Source organism: Kitasatospora sp. NBC_01246 (assembly GCF_036226505.1).
GTDB lineage: Bacteria > Actinomycetota > Actinomycetes > Streptomycetales > Streptomycetaceae > Kitasatospora.
Genome location: NZ_CP108484.1, coordinates 8116101 through 8133150 on the forward strand (window position 1 = coordinate 8116101; position 17050 = coordinate 8133150).

Consider the following 17050-nt stretch of genomic DNA (forward strand, 5'->3'; position numbering starts at 1 on the left):
GGCCGCGGTGGGTGCCGGGCTGGGCACCCGGCTGGGTGCCGGGGTCAGTCCCGGGCGAGGATCTCGGCGACGACCCGGTGGCCGGAGCGGACGGCGCCCTCCATCAGCCCGAAGTACTCGGTGCTGGTCTCGGTGCCGGCCCAGTGCACCCGCCCGTGCGGTGCGGTCAGCGTCGGCCCGTACCGGAGCCAGTCGCCGGGCCCCCGCAGCGCCGCGTAGCAGCCCTGGCTGTACGGCTCGTCGACCCAGTCGGTGATGTGCAGGCCGGTCGGCGGCGGGAGCATCGGGAAGATCCGGGCGGCCTGCTCCACCACGGCCGCGCGCTGTCGCCGCGGGCTCAGCGCGCCGAACCGCCGGGCCTCGGCCCCGGTGACGAAGCCGGTCAGGACGCCGACCCCGCCGTCGGCCGGTGAGTCGTCCACCGTCGACAGCAGCGGGCCCTCGGCGTTGACCGACCAGCCGGAGAGGCCGTGCGCGCGCCAGAGCGGCGCGGGGTAGACCAGGGTCGCCTTCACGGCGCAGCCCCGCGCCGTCCGGTCGCCCGCCCGGGGCACCGCCGGCGCCGGCCGGTGCTCGACGGCGTCGGCGAGCAGCGGCGGCAGCGCCAGCACCGCGACATCCGCCCGGTGGGCGCCGGCCGTCGCGTGGACGGTGACCCCGGCGTCGTCCTGGTGGACCGCGCGGACGGCCTCGCCGAGCCGGACCCGGCTGCCCAGCCGGCCGGCCAGCCGCTCGCACACCTGGTGGGCGCCGCCGGTGATCCGGTCCTGCTGGGCGCCGCCCTCGAAGGCGTTGAGGTAGCGGACGCCACCGCCCGAGCGGAGGTAGAACGCCATGTGCAGCACGGAGACGTCGGCCGGGTCGGCGGCCATCATCTCGCCGAGGAACAGCGGGAAGAAGAGCCGGGCGTCCGGGTGGGTCAGCCGCCGGTCGGCCCATTCGGCGGCGGTGAGGGTGTCCAGCCGCTCGGCGTCCGGAGTGAGCCACGGCGCGTCGGGGCGGACGGCCGCGGTGAGTTCGTCCAGCAGGTCGAAGAGCTCGCCGAGTGCCACGGCGTTGAGCGGCGGGAACCGGCCGTCCCGGGTGGTGCCCTCGGGGCCGAGGACGAACCGGCTGGCGCCCCGCATCGTGGTCGGCGTGGTGTCCAGGCCCAGTTCCTTGACCAGGGCGAGGAGTTCGGTGTGCCGCTCGCCCAGGTAGGCGGCTCCGGCGTCGACCTGGCAGCCGGGCGCGACCGGCAGGCCGCGGGTGCGCCCGCCGACCCGGGTGCGGGCCTCCAGCACGGTGACGTCGATGCCCCGGGCCGCCAGCCCGGTGGCGGCGGTGAGGCCGGCGAGCCCGGCGCCGACCACGACGGCGGTCCTGACCCGGCCGGGCTCCCGAGGTGTGGGTGCCGCCGCGGCGTCGTCGGGGTCGGTCATCTGCCGGCCGCGATCTTCTCGGCGAGCGCCCGGGGCGTCGGCGCGAGCAGGAAGTCGTCGAAGGACAGCTCCACGCCGTGGTCGCGGGCGATCGCGCTGAGCACCCGGGTGGCGATCAGCGAGTCGCCGCCGAGCTGGAAGAAGTCGGAGTCGGCCGCGACCTCGGGTGTCTCCAGCACCCGGCGGAAGAGGGCCACCAGGCCGTCGACCCCGGCGGCGGAACGCTCCGCGGCGGCTGCCGGTATGCCGTGGACGGCGGTGGAGAGGGTGGTGTCAACGTTCATCGAAGGTCTCCTTTGACCTGTTCGGGGGCCGCGTACCGCCGGTGCGAGCCGGCCCGGTCGACCTTTCCGCTCGTGGTGCGCACCAGTTCGGGCACCACGGTGATCCGGCTGGGCACGAGATGGCCGGGGACCTCCGCGCGCAGGTACGCCAGGACGTCGGCGTGCAGCGTTCCTCCCGTCGCGTCCGCCCGCGCCACCACATAGGCGACCAGGGCGGACCGGCCGGCGAGCGTCGCCGCGGCCACCGCCACCGCGTGCACCCCGGGGTGGCCCGCGATGTGCGCCTCCACCTCCGCCGGGTCCACCCGGATGCCCCGGACCTTGACCTCGCCGTCCAGCCGGCCGCGGTGGGTGAGGAGGCCGTCCGGGGACCCGCTCACGAGATCGCCGGTGCGGAAGCAGCGGACGCCGTCGACGACGGTGAACCTGGCGCCGGTGGCCTCGGGCAGGCCGTGGTAGCCCAACGCCACGGACGGCCCCCCGATCAGCAACTCGCCCTGTTCGCTGATCAGTTGAACGACATGGCGGAGCGGGCGGCCGATCGGCGCCCGGGCGCCGCCGGGCCAGTCCCAGCCGCTCGGGGGCGCCTGCGGGCCGTGCAGGTCGACGGCGTGGGTGATCAGCGTCGTCTCGGTGCAGCCGTAGGTGTTGACCAGGCGGATCCGCCCGGTGTCCAGCGCGGTCCAGTCGGCCAGCCGGGCGGGGCTCGCCGGCTCGCCCCCGATCACCAGCACCCGTACGCAGCCGGGCAGGGGTGCGCCCTCCTGGGCCAGGTGGAGCACCAGCTCGTGCCAGAAGGCGGTCGGCAGGTCGAGGACGGTGATCCGCTCGCGCTCGACCATCCGCAGGAACCGCGGGAAGGACCCGCGGTGCGCCTCGTCGTCGAACACCAGGGTGGCGCCCGCGGTGAGCGTCGGCAGGATCTCCTCGAAGCAGGTGTCCCAGTTGAGGGAGGCGAACTGCAGCACGCGGTCGTCGGGGGTGAGGCCGAAGAGCTCGCGCAGTGAGGGCACCACGGCGGCGAGGGCCCGGCGGGGGGTGAGGACGGGTTTCGGCTGTCCGGTGGAGCCGGAGGTGAAGAGGAGGTAGGCCGGTTCCCCGCCGGTGGTCCCGCTCCGGCTCCCGGCGCCGTCGCGGGCGTCGCTGTGGCCGGTGTCCGCGTTCCGGCCGGCGTCCGCGCTCCGGCCCGGCTCCGCCGGAGGCGGGCGAAGGGTGTCCGGTGCGGTGCCGGGAACGGCGTCCGGCGCGGTGCCGGGCGAATTCGGAACGCCCGCCCGGGCCGTTCTCCCCGGGTTTGCGGAGAATTCCGGCAGGGGGGCCGGGGCGATCCAATCGAGGCCGAGTCGGTGTGCCGATCCGGGATCGGCCGCGACCATTGTGCGACAGCCGACCGCCGAGAGCATCGTCTGCGACCGGTGGGCCGGGAATGCCGGATCGGTGGGGCAGTAGACCCCACCCGCGGCGAGGATGCCGAGCAGCCCGACAACCGTTTCCGGAATGTGGTGCGCCTGCACGGCGACCACCCCCGGGTCGGGCCCGAGGCGCCTGGCCAGGTCGCTCACCGCCGCGTGCAGACGGGCGTAACCGATGGCCCGGCCGTGCCGGACAATCGCCGGGCGCTCCGGAAAGCGGCCAACGGTTTCCGTGAACGCGTCAAGTAAGTCGGAAGGAACTCCAGTGGTGCTGTTGTCATGTGACATGCCCGCCCCAAAGAATTGCCCGCAAGCGCTCATCGCGCTCGGCGGACCGGGACTCTACCTTCGAACATGCGGTGTCACAATGGCTGTTGAGGATATTGCGGCGCCGTGGTGTGGCCGAATGGTGAACGAAGCCGCGCTGCCGAAGAATGTCCGCCGTCGCCGGATTGACGTCGGTGGCGGTGGGAAAGAATGGCGCCGAGCCATGTCCCGGTGAACGTCCGCCGGCCGTTCGTGCCGGGTCCGACGGAGCCTCATGAGTGGGGTCCGCCGCCGGCGCGGCCGGGCGCGGGCGCACCGCCGGCCCGGGCGGCGGCGCCGCCCAGGAGGTCGCGGTGAGGCGCGGGTGAGACCGCTGCGGTGTTCGGGGCTATGCCGCCGGTCGCGGGCCTCTCCCGGGCGGTGACGGCGCGATCGCGACCGGTGCCGTCGCCCTGCCCGGTCCCGGTCGGCCGCCGCCACCGTGCGTCGGCCGGGATCCTCTGGGGTCGGCCCGTTCCGGCCGTGGCGCGGGGTGCCGCCGCCTGGCCGGCGGTCGCGCCGCGCCCTGACCGGCCGGTGGTGACCGGTTCCTGCCACGGTGGGCCGGCGCAGGCCTGGCTGCGCGCCGACGGGGCAGACGGGCCCGCGGAGTTGCCCCGGGCACCCGGGTCGGGCCCGGTTGCCGATCACCAAGGAGGAGTCGCCGTGAGTGATGCCGTACCGCCCTCGCCCTCGCTGTCCGTTGCCGAACTGTCCTCGGAGGCGGCCGAGTTGCTCAGCGCCGCGGTGCGCAGCGGTGCACCCGGGGGAGCGCCCGGCCTGGTGCTCCCGGGGGACGCGGTCGAGGCCGTCGCCGCGCTGGCCGGGGTGACCGCCCGGCTGCCCGAACTCCTGGACCAGCTCGCCTCGTTCCTCAGCAGTGAGCAGGCGGCCGGGCGCGTCGGTCCGGCCCGCGGCGAGGGGCTCGACGGGGAGCGGGCCCACGAGGCCCTGCGGGCCGCGCGCGACGCCCGCGAGCACCTCTACGAGGCGGCCCGCACCGCGGCGCTGGTCGCCGAGGCGGTGACGGCGGCCGCGACCGTGCTGGCTCCGCTCGGCACGGCCCATCCGGCGGGTCGACCGGTCGAGCCGCACGCCTGAGGGTCACGGCCGGGCCGACGCGCCACTGCGTTCCGTGCACTCCGGGGGCGCCCGCCCAGTCGGCTCGGCCGGCGGAGTCCGGAGACCGGCCCTACGGGAGGATCGGACCGATCGAGACCTGGGTGGTGTAGACCCGGCTGTTGCCGCAGTTGGCGGTCGCGGTGCCGTCGCCGAGCCGCAGGCCGCTGGTGACGGTGAGGCCGGACATGCACTTGGCCGAGACGGACCAGGCCCGGCGGGGTTCGAGGCCGGAACAGACGCCGACGCCGAACGGGCCCGAGGGGTAGGCGACGCACGAGCCGGTGGTCGGGTTGTCGGCGCCGGCCCGCGCCTCGGCGGCGGTCGGGGCGGCCAGCGCGGCGGCGGAGGCGAGCAGGGAGGTCAGCAGCAGGGCGGTGGTGCGGCGCATGGGGAGTCCTTCCGGGAGTGGCGGCGGCGCGCGAGGGCTGCACGGGCCCGATGGGGTCCGACGGTTTCCGCTCGGCTCCGACGGGTCGGTGAGGTGCCGTCAGTTGTGTGGGGCGGGTGAAATCCTGAGGGGGATGTGTGATGACTGTCAACGGCGTGTGACATGAGCAGGCGACTTCGCGCCACCGGGTGAGACTGCTCGACGGTCCGCCCCGGGGCGCCCCCGACTCTCGTGGGCCACGTGTCGGTCAGGCGGCCGACCTGCTGGAAATGACGGGTGACAGACACCCGGGGCTGGTCCGGGCTCTACCGCGCGCTCGCGGACCCGACCGGGCGCCAGATCCTGGAGGCCCTCCGCGCCGACGGCCTCGCGAGCAGCTGAGGCCGGAGCGCCGCCCGGCCCCGGGGCCCCTTTCGGGGCCGCCCCGGCCGAGGGGCGCGTGGCGGATTCCCGCGCCCCTTCGCGCCACCGCGCGCCGCAGGGCGGTCGGTTCCGGCTCTGGGCGGCGGCGGACGGCTCTGGGACCGTGGCGGGACACACCGCACACGAGGTCAGGGGGGCCGTCATGGCACGACGTTGGCTGGTCACGGGTTGTTCGTCCGGGCTCGGACTGGCACTGGCGAGAGCGGTGGCGGCCGCCGGGGACACCGTGGTGGCGACCGCCCGCAAGCCGGTGGCGCTGGACGGCCTGGTCGGCGAGCACCGGGGCCGGGTCGTCCCGGTCGCCCTGGACGTCCGCGACCCCGGGCAGTGCGCGGAGGCCGTCGCGGTGGCGGTCGACCGCCTCGGCGGCCTGGACGTCCTGGTCAACAACGCGGGCTGCGGGCTCTTCGGAGCGGTCGAGGAGGTGGGCGACGACGAACTCCGGGACCAGCTGGAGATCCTGGTGGTGGGCCCGTGGCGGCTGGCCCGCCTGGCGCTGCCCGTGATGCGCGCGCAGCGCGGCGGACACATCCTCAACGTCTCCTCGCTGGCCGGCCGGACGGCCTTCCCCGGCCTGGCCGCGTACGTCACCGGCAAGCACGCCCTGGAGGGCATGACCCAGGCGCTGGCGGCCGAGGCGGCCCCGTTCGGCATCCGGGTCGCCGCGCTGGAGCCCGGCGGCTACGCCACCCGGTACGGCTCCTCGCTCGCCGACGCGGCCGGCCGCTCGCCGGACTACGCGGAGTTCACCGGCCCGATGCGCAGTGCGCTCGGTGCGCTGGCCGAGGTGCCCGGGGTCGGCCGGCCCGAGGACTTCGCCCGGCAGGTGCTCCGGATCGTCGAAGCCTCCGGACCGCTCCCGGTGCGGATACCGGTCGGGCCCGGCAGCGCCGAGCACCTGACGGCGGTCGAGGAGGCGGCCCGCGCCGAGATCGCCGCCGCCCGGGCCCTGTTGGCGCCGCCGCGGACCTGAGCCGGCGACCGGCCCGGCCGCGCCGGACACCGCAACCGCCCTCCCGGGCGGCCCCCTCCGTCGTAGCCTGGCCCGCGGGGACCCCGCTACGGCGACCGGCCGGCGGGGTGGCGGGCAACGGTGCGAGCCGGGGGGCGGCATGCGGACGGGCCCTGGAGTGGTTCCGGGACGCCGCCAACGCCCAGGACGCGCTGGGCGAGGTGATGGTTCCTGGACCACCTCGCCGAGGCGCTGGAGCGGGCCGGGCACCCGGCGGAGGCCGTCCGGGCACGGCGGGCCGCACTCGACGCCGCCCGCCGTACGGGCCGGCCGGTCCGCTGGCCCTTCCTGCGGCTCGCCGTGACGCTCAGGGCGGCAGGCCGCGCCGACGAGGCGGTCGACGTCCTCGACGAGGCTGCCGCGGTCTTCGCGGACTCGGGGGACCCGAAGGGCCAGGCCGCGGAGCTGACCGCGCGCGCCGCGGTGCTCGGTGAGCTCGGGCGGCTCGACGAGGCCGTCGCGGCCGGCACCCGGGCCGCCGAGCTGCAGCGGGCCTGCGGCGAGGGCGAGGGCGAGGCCTCGGCGCTCTACAACCTGGGCACCATGCTGGTGCGGGCGGAGCGGCTCCGGCCGGCCGAGGACGCGCTCGGCCGGGCCGCCGAGGTCTTCCGGGCCATCGACGACGACCACGGGCGCGGGGAGTCGCTGAACAACCTGGCCTACGTGCTGATGCTGCTGGGCCGCTTCGGCCGGGCCGCCGCCGCGCAGGCCGAGGCGGCGGAGCTGTTCCACCGCAGCGACGACCATGCCTCGGAGGCGATCGCGGTCGAGGGCCTGGCCGCCCTGCGGGCCGTCCGCCCGGGCGCTGGCCTCGACCCGCCGGTTCACCGCACCGCCGTGCGCGCGCTGACGCCGCGTGCTGCTGCCTGCCTGCCGCCGCCTGCGTGCCGACCGACGGGCTGTCGCGCCGCGCCGGGCGCTGGGCCGTTCGCCGGGGCGGCTCACCCGACCGGGGCACGTCTGTCACCCGTTCGTACCGCTCGGGTGGCGAAAAGGGCGACTTGCCCGCGTTCGTGTGCAAACGTTTCGCGGGTGCCCCTCACCGGGCGCCTCTGGGGCCCGTTCCGGGCCCGGCCCGTTCGTGAGGGCGGGTGGCAGAGCAGTGATGACCTTGGAAGGCGTGAGATGTCCGTGCGTGGAAACCTTGGCAAGTTCGTCGTCACCGCGGTTCTGGCGGCCGCGGCCGTAGTGGCCGTGCCGACCGCGGCGCTGGCGCACAGCGAGCCCCAGCCGTCGTCGTCGTCCGGTCTGGCGGCGGGCGCGGCCTCGGTCGGCCTCTTCGGCCCGAAGCTCAGCTGGCTGGAGGCGTTCAGCAAGAGCAACGGCTGACCGACGGCTTCCCGACACCCGGGCGCCCCGGCCGCATCGAGCGGCCGGGGCGCCCGGCGTCGTGCCGGTGCCTACGGGTGCGCGCCGTCCGGCTGGGCGGGGGCGGTCTGCTCGCCGGGGTCGGACTGCTCGCCCGGGCCGAGCTCCTCGGCGAGGGGCTCACCGGCGCTCCCGGTCGGCAGGACGAGGGAGGCGACGGCGCCGCCGTCCGGGTGGTTGGCGAAGGTCAGTTCCGCGCCGATCACCCGGGCGTGGCCCTGGGCGATGGTCAGGCCGAGACCGTGTCCGCGCCCGCGCTCGCGCACGCTGGTGCGGAAGCGCTGCGGTCCGTGCCGCAGCAGGTCGTCGGGGTAGCCGGGGCCGTGGTCGCGGACGGTGATCCGCAGCCCGTCGACGCTCAGCAGCACCGGGCCCCGGCCGTGCCGGTCCGCGTTCACCAGCAGGTTGGCCAGGATCCGGTCCAGCCGGCGCAGGTCGGTGCGCACCACCGGTCCGTCGGCACCGGGTGCCGGGTCGGTCGGGGTGTCGCCCTCCGCCCGCACGGACAGGCCGACGGTCAGGCCGGTGATCGTGACCGTCCGCCGGACGGCCCGGCCGAGCGGCACGGGGGACAGGTACGGCGTCTCCGCGTCCGCGTCCAGCCGGGATACCTCCAGCAGGTCCTCCACCAGGGAGCGCAGCGCCTGGACGCGGTTGCGGACCAGCTGGGTGGGTCGCCCCGGCGGGAGCAGTTCGGCGGCGGTGACCAGACCGGTGAGCGGGGTGCGCAGCTCGTGCGCGACGTCCGCGGTGAACCGCTGCTCGTCCTCCAGCCGGCGGTGCAGCGCCTGGGACATCGAGTCGACGGCGGCGGCGAGGTCGGCGACCTCGTCCCGGCCGTCGCCCAGTTCGCCCATCCGGGTGTCCGTCCGCCCGGCGGCGATCTCGCGGGCGGCCGTCGCGGCGGTGCGCAGCCGGCGGCTGATCCGGTCGGCGACGAGCACGCCCGCCAGGACGGTGGTGAAGACCGAGGCGGTGACGGTGATCAGGATGATCCGGTCGAGGTCGCCGATGGCGCCGCGGTCCGCGGTGAAGTCCACCCGGACGGACAGCACCGCGCCGTCGACGGGCGCGGCCGCCCACATCGCCTCGCCCTGCGGGCCGGTGGCCAGGACGGAGCCCTGGCGGCCGTCCGCCGCGAGCGCGCGCAGCCGGGGCGGCAGCGCCGGATCGTCCAGCGTGACGCCCGGGCGGGCGGGTTCGCCGTTGCGGCCGTAGGCGGTGAGGGCGGAGTCCAGTGCGCCGAGCGCGGACCGGCGGGCCTGGTCGACGTGCTGACGCACCATCGCCTGGTGGACCAGCAGACCGACGCTCAGCGCGACCAGGACGGAGATCGTGGCGACGGCGGTGGCGATCTGACGGCGCAGGGTCATGCCGGGCGCCGCAGCTTGTAGCCGAAGCCGCGGACGGTCTCGATCCGACCCGAGCCGATCTTGGCTCGCAGCCGCTGGACATGGACGTCGACCACCCTGGTGTCGGCCCCCCAGTCGTAGTCCCAGACCCGTTCGAGCAGACCGGAGCGTTCCAGCACGGTGCCCGGCGCGGCGGTGAACTCCAGCAGCAGCCGCAGTTCGGTGGGGGTGAGCGGGACGAGGCGGCCGTCCACCCGCACCTCCATGCTGTCGGTGTCCACCTCCAGTCCGTCGATGGCGCGCACCGTGCGGGCCGCCGGTGCCGGTTCGGCGTCGGCGGGCGCGGAGGCGGGTGTCGCGGTGGGCGTGGCGGTGGGCGTGGCGGGTCCGGCGGGTGTCCCGGCCGGCGCTCCGGTGCCGGCCGCCGGTTCGGGCGCGGGTGCCGCTCCGGCCGGCGCCACCGGGACCCGGCGCAGCACCGTGCGGATCCGGGCCACCAGCACCGCGCTCTCGAACGGCTTGACGACGTAGTCGTCCGCCCCGGCCTCCAGCCCCGACACCACGTCGACGGGGTCGGTGCGCGCCGACATCATCAGGATCGGCAGCTGGCTCTCCTCGCGGATGCGCCGGCAGAGGCCGACCCCGTCGAGGAGCGGCAGCATCACGTCGAGCAGGATCAGGTCGGGGCGGGCGGTGTGGAACGCCTCCAGCCCCTCCAGCCCGTCGGCGGCCGTGCTGACGGGGAATCCGTAGCGTTCCAGGGCCATCCGGGTGGCCTCGCGAATCACCTCGTCGTCCTCGACGATCAGGATGTGCGGGTGGACGGGGGCGGGAGTCATCGCTTCGCTTCCGGGGCGGCCGGGGTCGGGGGAGCCGGGGTCGGCACTGCCGTGCCCGGGCGGGGGGCGGGGACCGGGACCGCCTGGTCGGGGCGGCGGGGCTGGCTCACCCCGCTGGAGGGCGAGACCGCGGGCTTGGCGGAGAACGGCGCGGCACTCGGCTGGGCGGCTCCGGCCGGCTCGGAGGGCCGGTCGGCGGGGGTGGGGCCGTGGCCGGGCGCCGTGACCGGACCGATCGCCTCGACCCGCTGCTCCAGCAGGACGAGCCGGGTGCCGTTCCAGCCGTAGTGGCTGATGGTGCGGGAGGAGGGGGTGGTCGCCTCGTTCAGCCAGAGGTCGGCGGCAAGGGTCTCGGCGCTGAACGCCCGGAGCACCGCCACCCGGAGGACGGGCACGACCCCGCCGCCGCCCAGGGTGTAGACGTGCAGGACGACCGAGCCGCCGGTGGCGACCGCGGCGATCAGCTCGGGGCGGCCGTCACCGGTGAGATCGCGGAACTCGGGGTCGCGGACCGCGCAGTCCGGACAGCCGGTCAGGGCGCGCCGCTCCTCCGCGGACAGGGCCGGGTCCTTGGACAGCAGGGCGCCCAGGTCCACCGAGGTGAGGTCCGGGCCGGGCACGGCGACACCCGGCACCGGTACCGGTGGTGGCTCGGCGGGGCCCGTCTCGGACGCGGCGGGGGAGGTCGGCGACGGCGCCGCGGCCAGCGTCGGCCAGAGCGGCTGCGGCTTGGGGGACGGCGTCACGGGCCGGGCGGCCCCCGCGTCCCGCAGTTCCCCGGGGGTCGCGCACCCGGCCAGCGCCACGAGCAGGCCGAGGACGGCGACGGCGGATCCGCGCGCCGCCGCCCGGGGCCCTCGGCGGGGTGGCTGTGCTGCTGCCACGGTGGTCGTCCTCTTCCTGGTCTGCGGTGAGGCGTCGGTTCGCCCACGGTGATAGGTCGCCCGAACGCTACCGGGTGGTTCCGCCCGCCCGGGCACCGCCCACCTGCGGGGAGACCCCGGCGGCCGGGTGCCGCGGCCGTCACGCGGGCGCGACGGCCTCGGCACCCGGCCGGGGCCGGTCGGTTCGCCCGGTCCCTTGGTCGGGTCGGGCCGGTCGGCCGGCCGGTTCGCCCGGTCAGCTCGCCGGGGCGCCCGGGGGGACCAGGTCGGCCAGGACGATGATGTTGTCCGTCCAGTGGCCGTCCGAACCGATCCGCCCCCCGCAGGTGATCAGCCGGAGCTCCGGCGCGCTGGTGTTGCCGTAGACCGTCTCGGTCGGGAACCGGTCCTTGTCGGCCTGGAGCAGGGAGCGGACCCTGAACTCCACGGTGCTGCCGTCGGCGCGCCGCACCTGGACGAGGTCGCCCGCGCGGAGCTTCGGCAGACCGGCGAAGACCGCCGGGCCGTGCACGGTGTCGTAGTGGCCGATCAGGACGGCCGGGCCGGTCTCCCCGGGGGTCGGTCCGTTGCGGTACCAGCCGACCTCGTCGGCCCGGTCGGCGGACGGGACTTCGACCGTGCCGTCCGGGTTCAGACCCAGCCCGGAGACCGGCGCGTCCACCCCGGCCGAGGGGACGACCAGCCGGGTCGGAGCCGACGCGGCGAAGGGCCGCGGCGCCGGGGTGGCCGCCCCGCTCGCCGCGGCCGGTCCGTCGGCCGGCCCGCCCGCCCGGTCGGCGGCCGGGACGGCGGGGTCCGCCCGGTTCACGGAGGGCTGGATGCGCACCACCGGGGTCTGCGTGCCCGACAGCGCGACGGAGGCGCCGAGGACGAGGCAGAGCACGCCGCCCGCGCCGAGCGCGGCCCGGCGAACGCCGACCGACCCGGAACAGCCGGTCCGCCGGGGCCGCCGGCCGCCGGACCACCGGGTCGCGTTGCGCCGGGCCCGGCGGGTGGTCGGCCCGGTGTCCGAGCCGTTGCCCGGGCCGTTGCCCGGGCCGCTGCCCGGCGCCCGCTCCCGGCCCGGGTCGGGGGCCGGCTGCGCCTGGTGATCGGTTCCGGGCCCGGCTCCGGCCCGGCCGGGACCGTCGCCCGGCCCGCGTACGTCGCCGTACGCGGGCCGGGCGACGGGGGACCCGTCGGGAGCGGCTGCCGCCGCGGAGCCGTCGGAGTGCCCGGAACCGTCGTCAGCCGCGCGCACCGGACCGGCGGCGCAGCAGCGCGAAGCCCAGCGCGCCCGCACCGACGGCGGCCGCGGCGCTGCCGCCGACCAGCTTGGTGCCGGCGTCGTCGAGGGCCCCGCTGCCGTCGCCGGCCTGGGCGGCGCCCTGGGGCACCGACCTGACCTGCGGCTGGTCGGTGCGGGAGTTGTCCTGCGGGACGGGGCCGCGGCTGGGCTGCGCCGCGCCGCTGGGGGTGACGGTCGGCGCGGCGGGGGCGGCCGGGGCGGGCTGGGCGCCCTTGGCGGACGGCGCGGCCGGGGCGGGCTGGGCGGCACCGTTGGCGGCCGCCGGCTGGGAGACGGCCGGGGCGGGACGCGCGGGCTGGCTGGGCTTGGCGGCGGGTGCCGAGGGCGCCGCGGCGGGCTGGTCGGGGTGGTCGACGGCCGGGGCGGTGGGGGACGGGGTCCGGACCCCGTCGGCCCAGGCCTGGCCGCCGGAGACGGTGGCGAACAGGGCCGCCCCCGCGATGGTGCAGCCCGCCAGGGCCCGACGGGCGGTCGAGTTGGTGGTGCGGGTGGAGCGGTGCTTCGACATACGGGCGTCTCTCCTTGTCGCGTTGCGCCGACCGTGCGGTCGGCGCGTCCCGACCGACAGTAGGAGGGCCTTGTCGCGGTCCCCGGGAGGTCGTGTCACGGCTGTCCATCGGCTGGGTAACAGCCGGCCGTGACTGTTGCACGGCGTGGTGCGCGCAAGGGTCGCGGACGGCGGGCGGAGCTCCGGCGGGGTGGGTACGGGTCCTACCGAGGAGGTTCCGGGGTGCCCCGGCGGGCCGGTGGCGCCGCTGGCGCCCAGTGTCGCTCCCGGTCCGGCCCGGTAACGACCCAGGCCCTGTCGCCCCTGCGGCGCCCGGGAGTTCAGGGCTGGAGCAGCATGCCGAGCCGGGGGCCGCCCCGGCGGTGGAGCCGGCGCAGGAAGGAGAGCACACCGCTGGTGCCGACCGCCCAGGCGGCGGACTCGACGGTGGGATCGGTGGCCGGGAACACCGGTCGGCCCGCGCGGCCGCCGCTGCGGGCCAGGACCAGCCCGGCGATCTCCTCGGCGGCCTCCCAGTGCCGCTCGTCCCCGGTGGCCAGCGCCAGGTCGATCAGCAACTCCCCGGCGCCCGCGAGCCCGCAGCACTGGACGACGGGTGCCGTCCTCGGGGCCGACTCGCGACAGGCTCGCGCGGCGTCGGCGGCCCGGGTGAGGAACTCGTCCGCGCAGTAGTACCGGCCCGCCTGGACGAGCGTCGTGCCGATGCCGGCCAGACCCCGGCACCAGGACCCGTACCGGCGGGTGGCCCCGGGCCGGCCGGCGGCCACCACGAGCCGGGGGACGTCCTCGGCGAGCGCGTCCACCAGACGGCGCGCCGCCGCCGCGGCCGCCTCGGTGTCTTCGGCGCTGTGGGCGAGGCCGCCGCGGCCGGCCGGAGCCGCGGTTGTGGCAGCGGTGGCGGACGCGGCGGACAGGCCGAGCAGGAAGTGGGCGACTCCGGCGCGCCCGTGCGCGAAGCCCTCCTCGAGTGCGGCGGTACCCGGGTTCGGCGTCTCCCGGGGCCCGTCGGCCCGGCCGTCGGTGAGCAGCCGGGCGCAGGCCCGGGCCGTCGCGAGGTGCTGCTCGGCCTCGGCTTCGCGACCCGCGGCGCGTGCTCGCCCGGCCAGCAGCAGCCGGCCGGTTCCGAGGCCGGCCGCGCCGGAGATCTGGTCCGTGGAGCGGACGTCACCCGGACCGGGATCGGCGCCGAGCGGCTCCTCGGTGCCCAGCACGTCGGCCGCCCGGGCGAGGAAGAGGTCGACCCCGGTGCGGCCCTCGTACAGGCCGGGGCCGAGCCGGTCGATCGCGGGGTGTGCCGCCGTCCACCGGGCCAGCGCGGTGGCGGCCGCCCGGGCGTCGGGGCGGTCGGCGTGCTGCAGCAGTTCGAGACCGAGCCCGGCGCTGCCGTCGTAGAAGGAGAGCAGGGCGCGCGGCTCCCTGCTCCGCGCATCGGCGGTGACCAGCTCGCCGGCCAGCCGCACGCAGGTGGTGACGGTGTGGTCGACGACCTCGCCGAGCAGTTCGGCGGTCACCCGGGGCGGACGCGGCGGCGCGGGAACGCGCCGAGCGCGGTCGCTGCGCTCGCCCACGGTGCCCGCAAGGCCCGTGCCGGGCGGCGCGGCGTGGTGGCGCAGGGCGTCCGCGGCCGCCGCTCGCTCCGCCGGGTCGAAGCCGAGCAGGCCCGCGACCAGCGCGACCGCCGGGTGCTGCGGGTCGGGCAGCGCACCGGCCAGGCAGGCCAGCGTGCGGTCGCGGTTGGTGGCCCGGCCCGGGTCGATCACCACCGGGTCGAGACCGGTGGCCGCGTAGTGCAGCGTCGTCCCCAACGCGTAGTAGTCGTCGCTGGGGTGGGCGGTCGTGGTCGCCGGGCCGGGCAGTCCGTACCCCCGGGTCGTCCCGGGCGGCCGTTCGCCGTCGAGGGCGCTGATGCCGAAGTCGACCAGCGCGCACCCGCCCGCCGCGTCGAGCACCACGTTGGCCGGCTTCAGATCGCACATCACCACGCCGCGCGCGTGCACCGCGTCCAGTGCCCGGAGCAGTCCGCGCGCCAGCGACCACCAGTCGCGGCCCGGCCCGTGCGTGCCGCCGGGCCCGGCGGCACGGGCCTCGTAGGGGCCGCCTTCGAGCACGTCGCGACGCAGGTCGCGCCGGCCGCAGGCGCTGCTCACCAGGTACTCGTCCTCGCCGTGCCGGACGTAGTCGACCAGGCGCGGTACTCCGCCCACGCCCGCCAGTGCGGTCAGGACCCGTCGCTCGTGCCGGAGCCTGCCCCGCGCGTCGATGCCGGCGGCGTCCTCGGCGACGAAGGCGCGGGCCTGCTTCACCACCACCTCGCGGCCGGTGACCACGTCGACCGCCCGGTACACATGGCCGCCCGGTGCGCGGGTGATGCCGGCGGTGATCCGGTAGCGGCCGCCGTCGCCGATCCGGTTGCTCGTCGGTCGCGGGGCGGTGCGCGGTGCGAACGGGTCGCTCACCCAGGGTGGTTGGCGATAGTGGGGGGCGGCCGGGGCGGGAAAGGTCTCGCCGGCCGGGCCGGTCATGAGGAGCGTCGAGTCCTCGGCGGCGACCCGGAACAGGCCGTACCGGTAGTAGACCGGGGCGTCGGCCCGCAGCTGTCGGTCACTGGGCACCCGGGGGCCGGTCCAGCCCGTCAGCGCGTTCGCCAACTCGTCCGCGAGGGCGGCCTCTTCGCCCGGGCACGGGTAGACCGTGACGGCCTTGCCCACGGCGGCCGGGTCGCGCAGTCCGGTGTTCAGCTCGCGCAGCACGGCGGTGCTGGCGGCGAACTTGGCGTCGCAGGTGCGCCGCAGCAGGATCGGGACCACCACGTCCAGCAGGTGCGGGAACCGGTCGGGGCGGGCCGACACATGGAGCTTCCAGCCGTGCGGGAGCGCCGGCATGTCGGGGTCGTGCAGATACAACCAGTCGTCAGCGAAGTGCAGTTGGCGGCGCGAGCCCGGGGCGGCCGCGACCAGGGCGGCGATCCGGGCCCGCAGAGCCCCGGCGGCGCCGGGGTCCGGCCGCGCGCCGGTGGGTGCTGCTGCTGACGGCACGAGTCCACCACGTCCCGGGGTCCGGTCGCACGGGTACCCCGCCGGGTGTCGGCGGGCAGGTGCGAGAAGGTACGGCGTGCGAGCCGGTGCGGTGGCCTGCGGGCTTGCGGCGCACGGCGGTTCGGGCGGCGCCCGCCCGCAGGCCGGGTGTCCGGCGAGGGTCAGGCGTCCACCGCGCAGTCGAAGCGGGTGGGGACGTAGGTGACGAACGGGTCGGCGAGACAGGCCGCCGGGGCGAGGTCGGCGTCGAACTCGTCCTCGAACGCGATCACCTCGTCGTCGATGTCCAGTAGGCCGGCGTCGCGGATGTCCAGTACCAGTGCACTCACGGGTGGTTCCTCCCATTCACCTTGGCTGATTCCCGTGCGGGCCGCCCATGCTAGCCATTCGTTCGGGCCCGCCATAGAGGTGCGACAGCGCAGATGTTCGACCCTTTCGGACCGTCGGGCCGCGCTGCTTCGCACCCGTCCCAGTGGCACCACCGGCACCCCGGGTACCCGCCGGTTCGGCACGGCGGGGGCGAGGTCGGGGGCGGTTCGCGCACACGGTCCCGGCCCGTCGCCCCGCCCCGGGGCGCCCGCCCCGGTGTACTCCGCCGTGCGACGGAGTGCACCGGGCCGGGTCTCGGACAGCTGTGCCGGGCAGGGGGCCGACGGGCGTCGGTGCGGCACTGGCGTCAGGTCAGAACTTGACGTCGGTGCAGGAGTAGAACGAGTTGTTGGTGTCGGCGATCTCCCAGACCGCCACGACGACCTGGTGGCCGGTGCGGCCGCTGGGAAGGGTCCCGGTGTGGGTGGTCGTGGCGGCGGGCTGGCGCCCGTTGTAGTTGACGGTCAGGAACGGGGTCAGGTCCAGGTTGGCCCGGGTGATCTTCTGGGTCGCGTCGTAACCGGGCTTGGTGAGGTAGTACTTGAACGTGGTGGTGGCGTGCCGGGCCTCGATGTTCCAGGTGAAGGTGAGCTGCTGGCCCGCCGTCACGTTGGTGGTCGGCCAGTTGCCGTTGCGCGGGGCGTCGAGCGGCGCCCAGCGCGGGTCGGCGCCGGCGCAGATGGTGCCGTCGGCCGGTCCGCGGCTGGGGAAGCCCTTCGGGCCCTCGACGCTCTGCGGCTCCCACTGGATGTCGCCGCAGTTGGTGACGACGCCCGCGCCGCACAGGGCCGCCCGGCTGGGCGGCAGGTTGATGAAGCCGTGCGACTGCGCCGGCAGGGCCAGCGTGAGCGGCAGCGCGACCGCGGCCGCGGCCACGACGGCGAGATGACGTTTGCGCATGGTGCTCCTCCGTGGGGGTGGATGGAGTGTGCGCCCGACGCAGGGCGCGCGCGTGGGGGTGCGGCGGCCGTCGATCTCTTGGCATGCCTGCGCCAGGTCGGTGTGGTCCCCACCGTAGGAGTTGTGGCCCCGGGCCGTC

General features: G+C 76.7%; 15 protein-coding genes. 3 read left to right on the plus strand and 12 right to left on the minus strand.

All coding sequences use genetic code 11. From position 1 onward, the window contains the following. Positions 1-44 precede the first annotated feature (44 nt). The 3 genes from OG618_RS34110 to OG618_RS34120 are packed head-to-tail and all read right to left on the minus strand — an operon-like array spanning position 45 to position 3438. The gene (locus OG618_RS34110; protein WP_329491494.1) at positions 45-1421 is read right to left on the minus strand and encodes a flavin monoamine oxidase family protein; all 1377 of its coding nucleotides are present in this window, start codon (positions 1419-1421) and stop codon (positions 45-47) included. Next, positions 1418-1705, minus strand: coding sequence for an acyl carrier protein (locus OG618_RS34115; protein WP_329491495.1), 288 nt, complete (start codon positions 1703-1705; stop codon positions 1418-1420). Before OG618_RS34115 ends, OG618_RS34110 begins: the two co-directional genes overlap by 4 nt. Then, positions 1702-3438 (minus strand): AMP-binding protein, encoded by a 1737-nt coding sequence (locus OG618_RS34120; protein WP_329491496.1) that lies wholly within the window; start codon positions 3436-3438, stop codon positions 1702-1704. The genes OG618_RS34115 and OG618_RS34120 overlap by 4 nt, the downstream gene beginning before the upstream one ends. A 651-nt stretch (positions 3439-4089) precedes the next feature. Here OG618_RS34120 and OG618_RS34125 point away from each other — a divergent pair. Further along, entirely contained in the window at positions 4090-4524 is a 435-nt protein-coding gene (locus OG618_RS34125; protein WP_329491497.1) for a hypothetical protein, read from the plus strand. A gap of 91 nt (positions 4525-4615) precedes the next feature. On the opposite strand, the gene OG618_RS34130 is transcribed toward OG618_RS34125, so the two are convergent. Further along, positions 4616-4933 (minus strand): hypothetical protein, encoded by a 318-nt coding sequence (locus OG618_RS34130; RefSeq protein WP_329491498.1) that lies wholly within the window; start codon positions 4931-4933, stop codon positions 4616-4618. Between the two features lie 565 nt (positions 4934-5498). On the opposite strand from OG618_RS34130, the gene OG618_RS34135 reads away from it, so the two are divergent. Next, the gene (locus OG618_RS34135) at positions 5499-6329 is read left to right on the plus strand and encodes an SDR family oxidoreductase (RefSeq protein WP_329491499.1); all 831 of its coding nucleotides are present in this window, start codon (positions 5499-5501) and stop codon (positions 6327-6329) included. A gap of 339 nt (positions 6330-6668) precedes the next feature. Further along, positions 6669-7697 carry a tetratricopeptide repeat protein gene (locus tag OG618_RS34140; protein WP_329491500.1) on the plus strand — a complete coding sequence of 343 codons (1029 nt, stop codon included), beginning with the start codon at positions 6669-6671 and terminating at the stop codon, positions 7695-7697. Positions 7698-7768: 71 nt separating this feature from the next. Here OG618_RS34140 and OG618_RS34145 read toward each other — a convergent pair whose 3' ends face one another. The 8 genes from OG618_RS34145 to OG618_RS34180 form a co-directional block, all read right to left on the minus strand. Then, on the minus strand, positions 7769-9109 hold the full coding sequence (locus OG618_RS34145) for a sensor histidine kinase (protein ID WP_329491501.1): 1341 nt from the start codon (positions 9107-9109) through the stop codon (positions 7769-7771). Further along, entirely contained in the window at positions 9106-9927 is an 822-nt protein-coding gene (locus OG618_RS34150) for a response regulator transcription factor (RefSeq protein WP_329491502.1), read from the minus strand. Before OG618_RS34150 ends, OG618_RS34145 begins: the two co-directional genes overlap by 4 nt. Beyond that, positions 9924-10811 (minus strand): hypothetical protein, encoded by an 888-nt coding sequence (locus tag OG618_RS34155; protein ID WP_329491503.1) that lies wholly within the window; start codon positions 10809-10811, stop codon positions 9924-9926. Before OG618_RS34155 ends, OG618_RS34150 begins: the two co-directional genes overlap by 4 nt. Positions 10812-11046: 235 nt before the next feature. After that, the gene (locus OG618_RS34160) at positions 11047-12051 is read right to left on the minus strand and encodes a class F sortase (protein WP_329491504.1); all 1005 of its coding nucleotides are present in this window, start codon (positions 12049-12051) and stop codon (positions 11047-11049) included. Next, positions 12038-12607, minus strand: coding sequence for a hypothetical protein (locus OG618_RS34165; RefSeq protein ID WP_329491505.1), 570 nt, complete (start codon positions 12605-12607; stop codon positions 12038-12040). Before OG618_RS34165 ends, OG618_RS34160 begins: the two co-directional genes overlap by 14 nt. Positions 12608-12927: 320 nt before the next feature. Then, positions 12928-15642 (minus strand): class IV lanthionine synthetase LanL, encoded by a 2715-nt coding sequence (gene lanL / locus OG618_RS34170; RefSeq protein WP_329491506.1) that lies wholly within the window; start codon positions 15640-15642, stop codon positions 12928-12930. Between the two features lie 161 nt (positions 15643-15803). After that, positions 15804-15971 carry an SflA family class IV lanthipeptide gene (locus OG618_RS34175; RefSeq protein WP_329491507.1) on the minus strand — a complete coding sequence of 56 codons (168 nt, stop codon included), beginning with the start codon at positions 15969-15971 and terminating at the stop codon, positions 15804-15806. Between the two features lie 352 nt (positions 15972-16323). Beyond that, on the minus strand, positions 16324-16911 hold the full coding sequence (locus OG618_RS34180; RefSeq protein WP_329491508.1) for a lytic polysaccharide monooxygenase auxiliary activity family 9 protein: 588 nt from the start codon (positions 16909-16911) through the stop codon (positions 16324-16326). Between the last annotated feature and the right edge of the window lie 139 nt (positions 16912-17050).

Bases quoted from the DNA above. Each gene is read 5' to 3' on its own strand.
- OG618_RS34150 (WP_329491502.1), bottom strand. From the start codon at position 9,927: ATGACTCCCGCCCCCGTCCACCCGCACATCCTGATCGTCGAGGACGAC.
- OG618_RS34135 (WP_329491499.1), top strand. From the start codon at position 5,499: ATGGCACGACGTTGGCTGGTCACGGGTTGTTCGTCCGGGCTCGGACTG.
- OG618_RS34180 (WP_329491508.1), bottom strand. From the start codon at position 16,911: ATGCGCAAACGTCATCTCGCCGTCGTGGCCGCGGCCGCGGTCGCGCTG.
- OG618_RS34145 (WP_329491501.1), bottom strand. From the start codon at position 9,109: ATGACCCTGCGCCGTCAGATCGCCACCGCCGTCGCCACGATCTCCGTC.
- OG618_RS34115 (WP_329491495.1), bottom strand. From the start codon at position 1,705: ATGAACGTTGACACCACCCTCTCCACCGCCGTCCACGGCATACCGGCA.
- OG618_RS34165 (WP_329491505.1), bottom strand. From the start codon at position 12,607: ATGTCGAAGCACCGCTCCACCCGCACCACCAACTCGACCGCCCGTCGG.
- OG618_RS34130 (WP_329491498.1), bottom strand. From the start codon at position 4,933: ATGCGCCGCACCACCGCCCTGCTGCTGACCTCCCTGCTCGCCTCCGCC.
- OG618_RS34120 (WP_329491496.1), bottom strand. From the start codon at position 3,438: ATGAGCGCTTGCGGGCAATTCTTTGGGGCGGGCATGTCACATGACAAC.
- OG618_RS34110 (WP_329491494.1), bottom strand. From the start codon at position 1,421: ATGACCGACCCCGACGACGCCGCGGCGGCACCCACACCTCGGGAGCCC.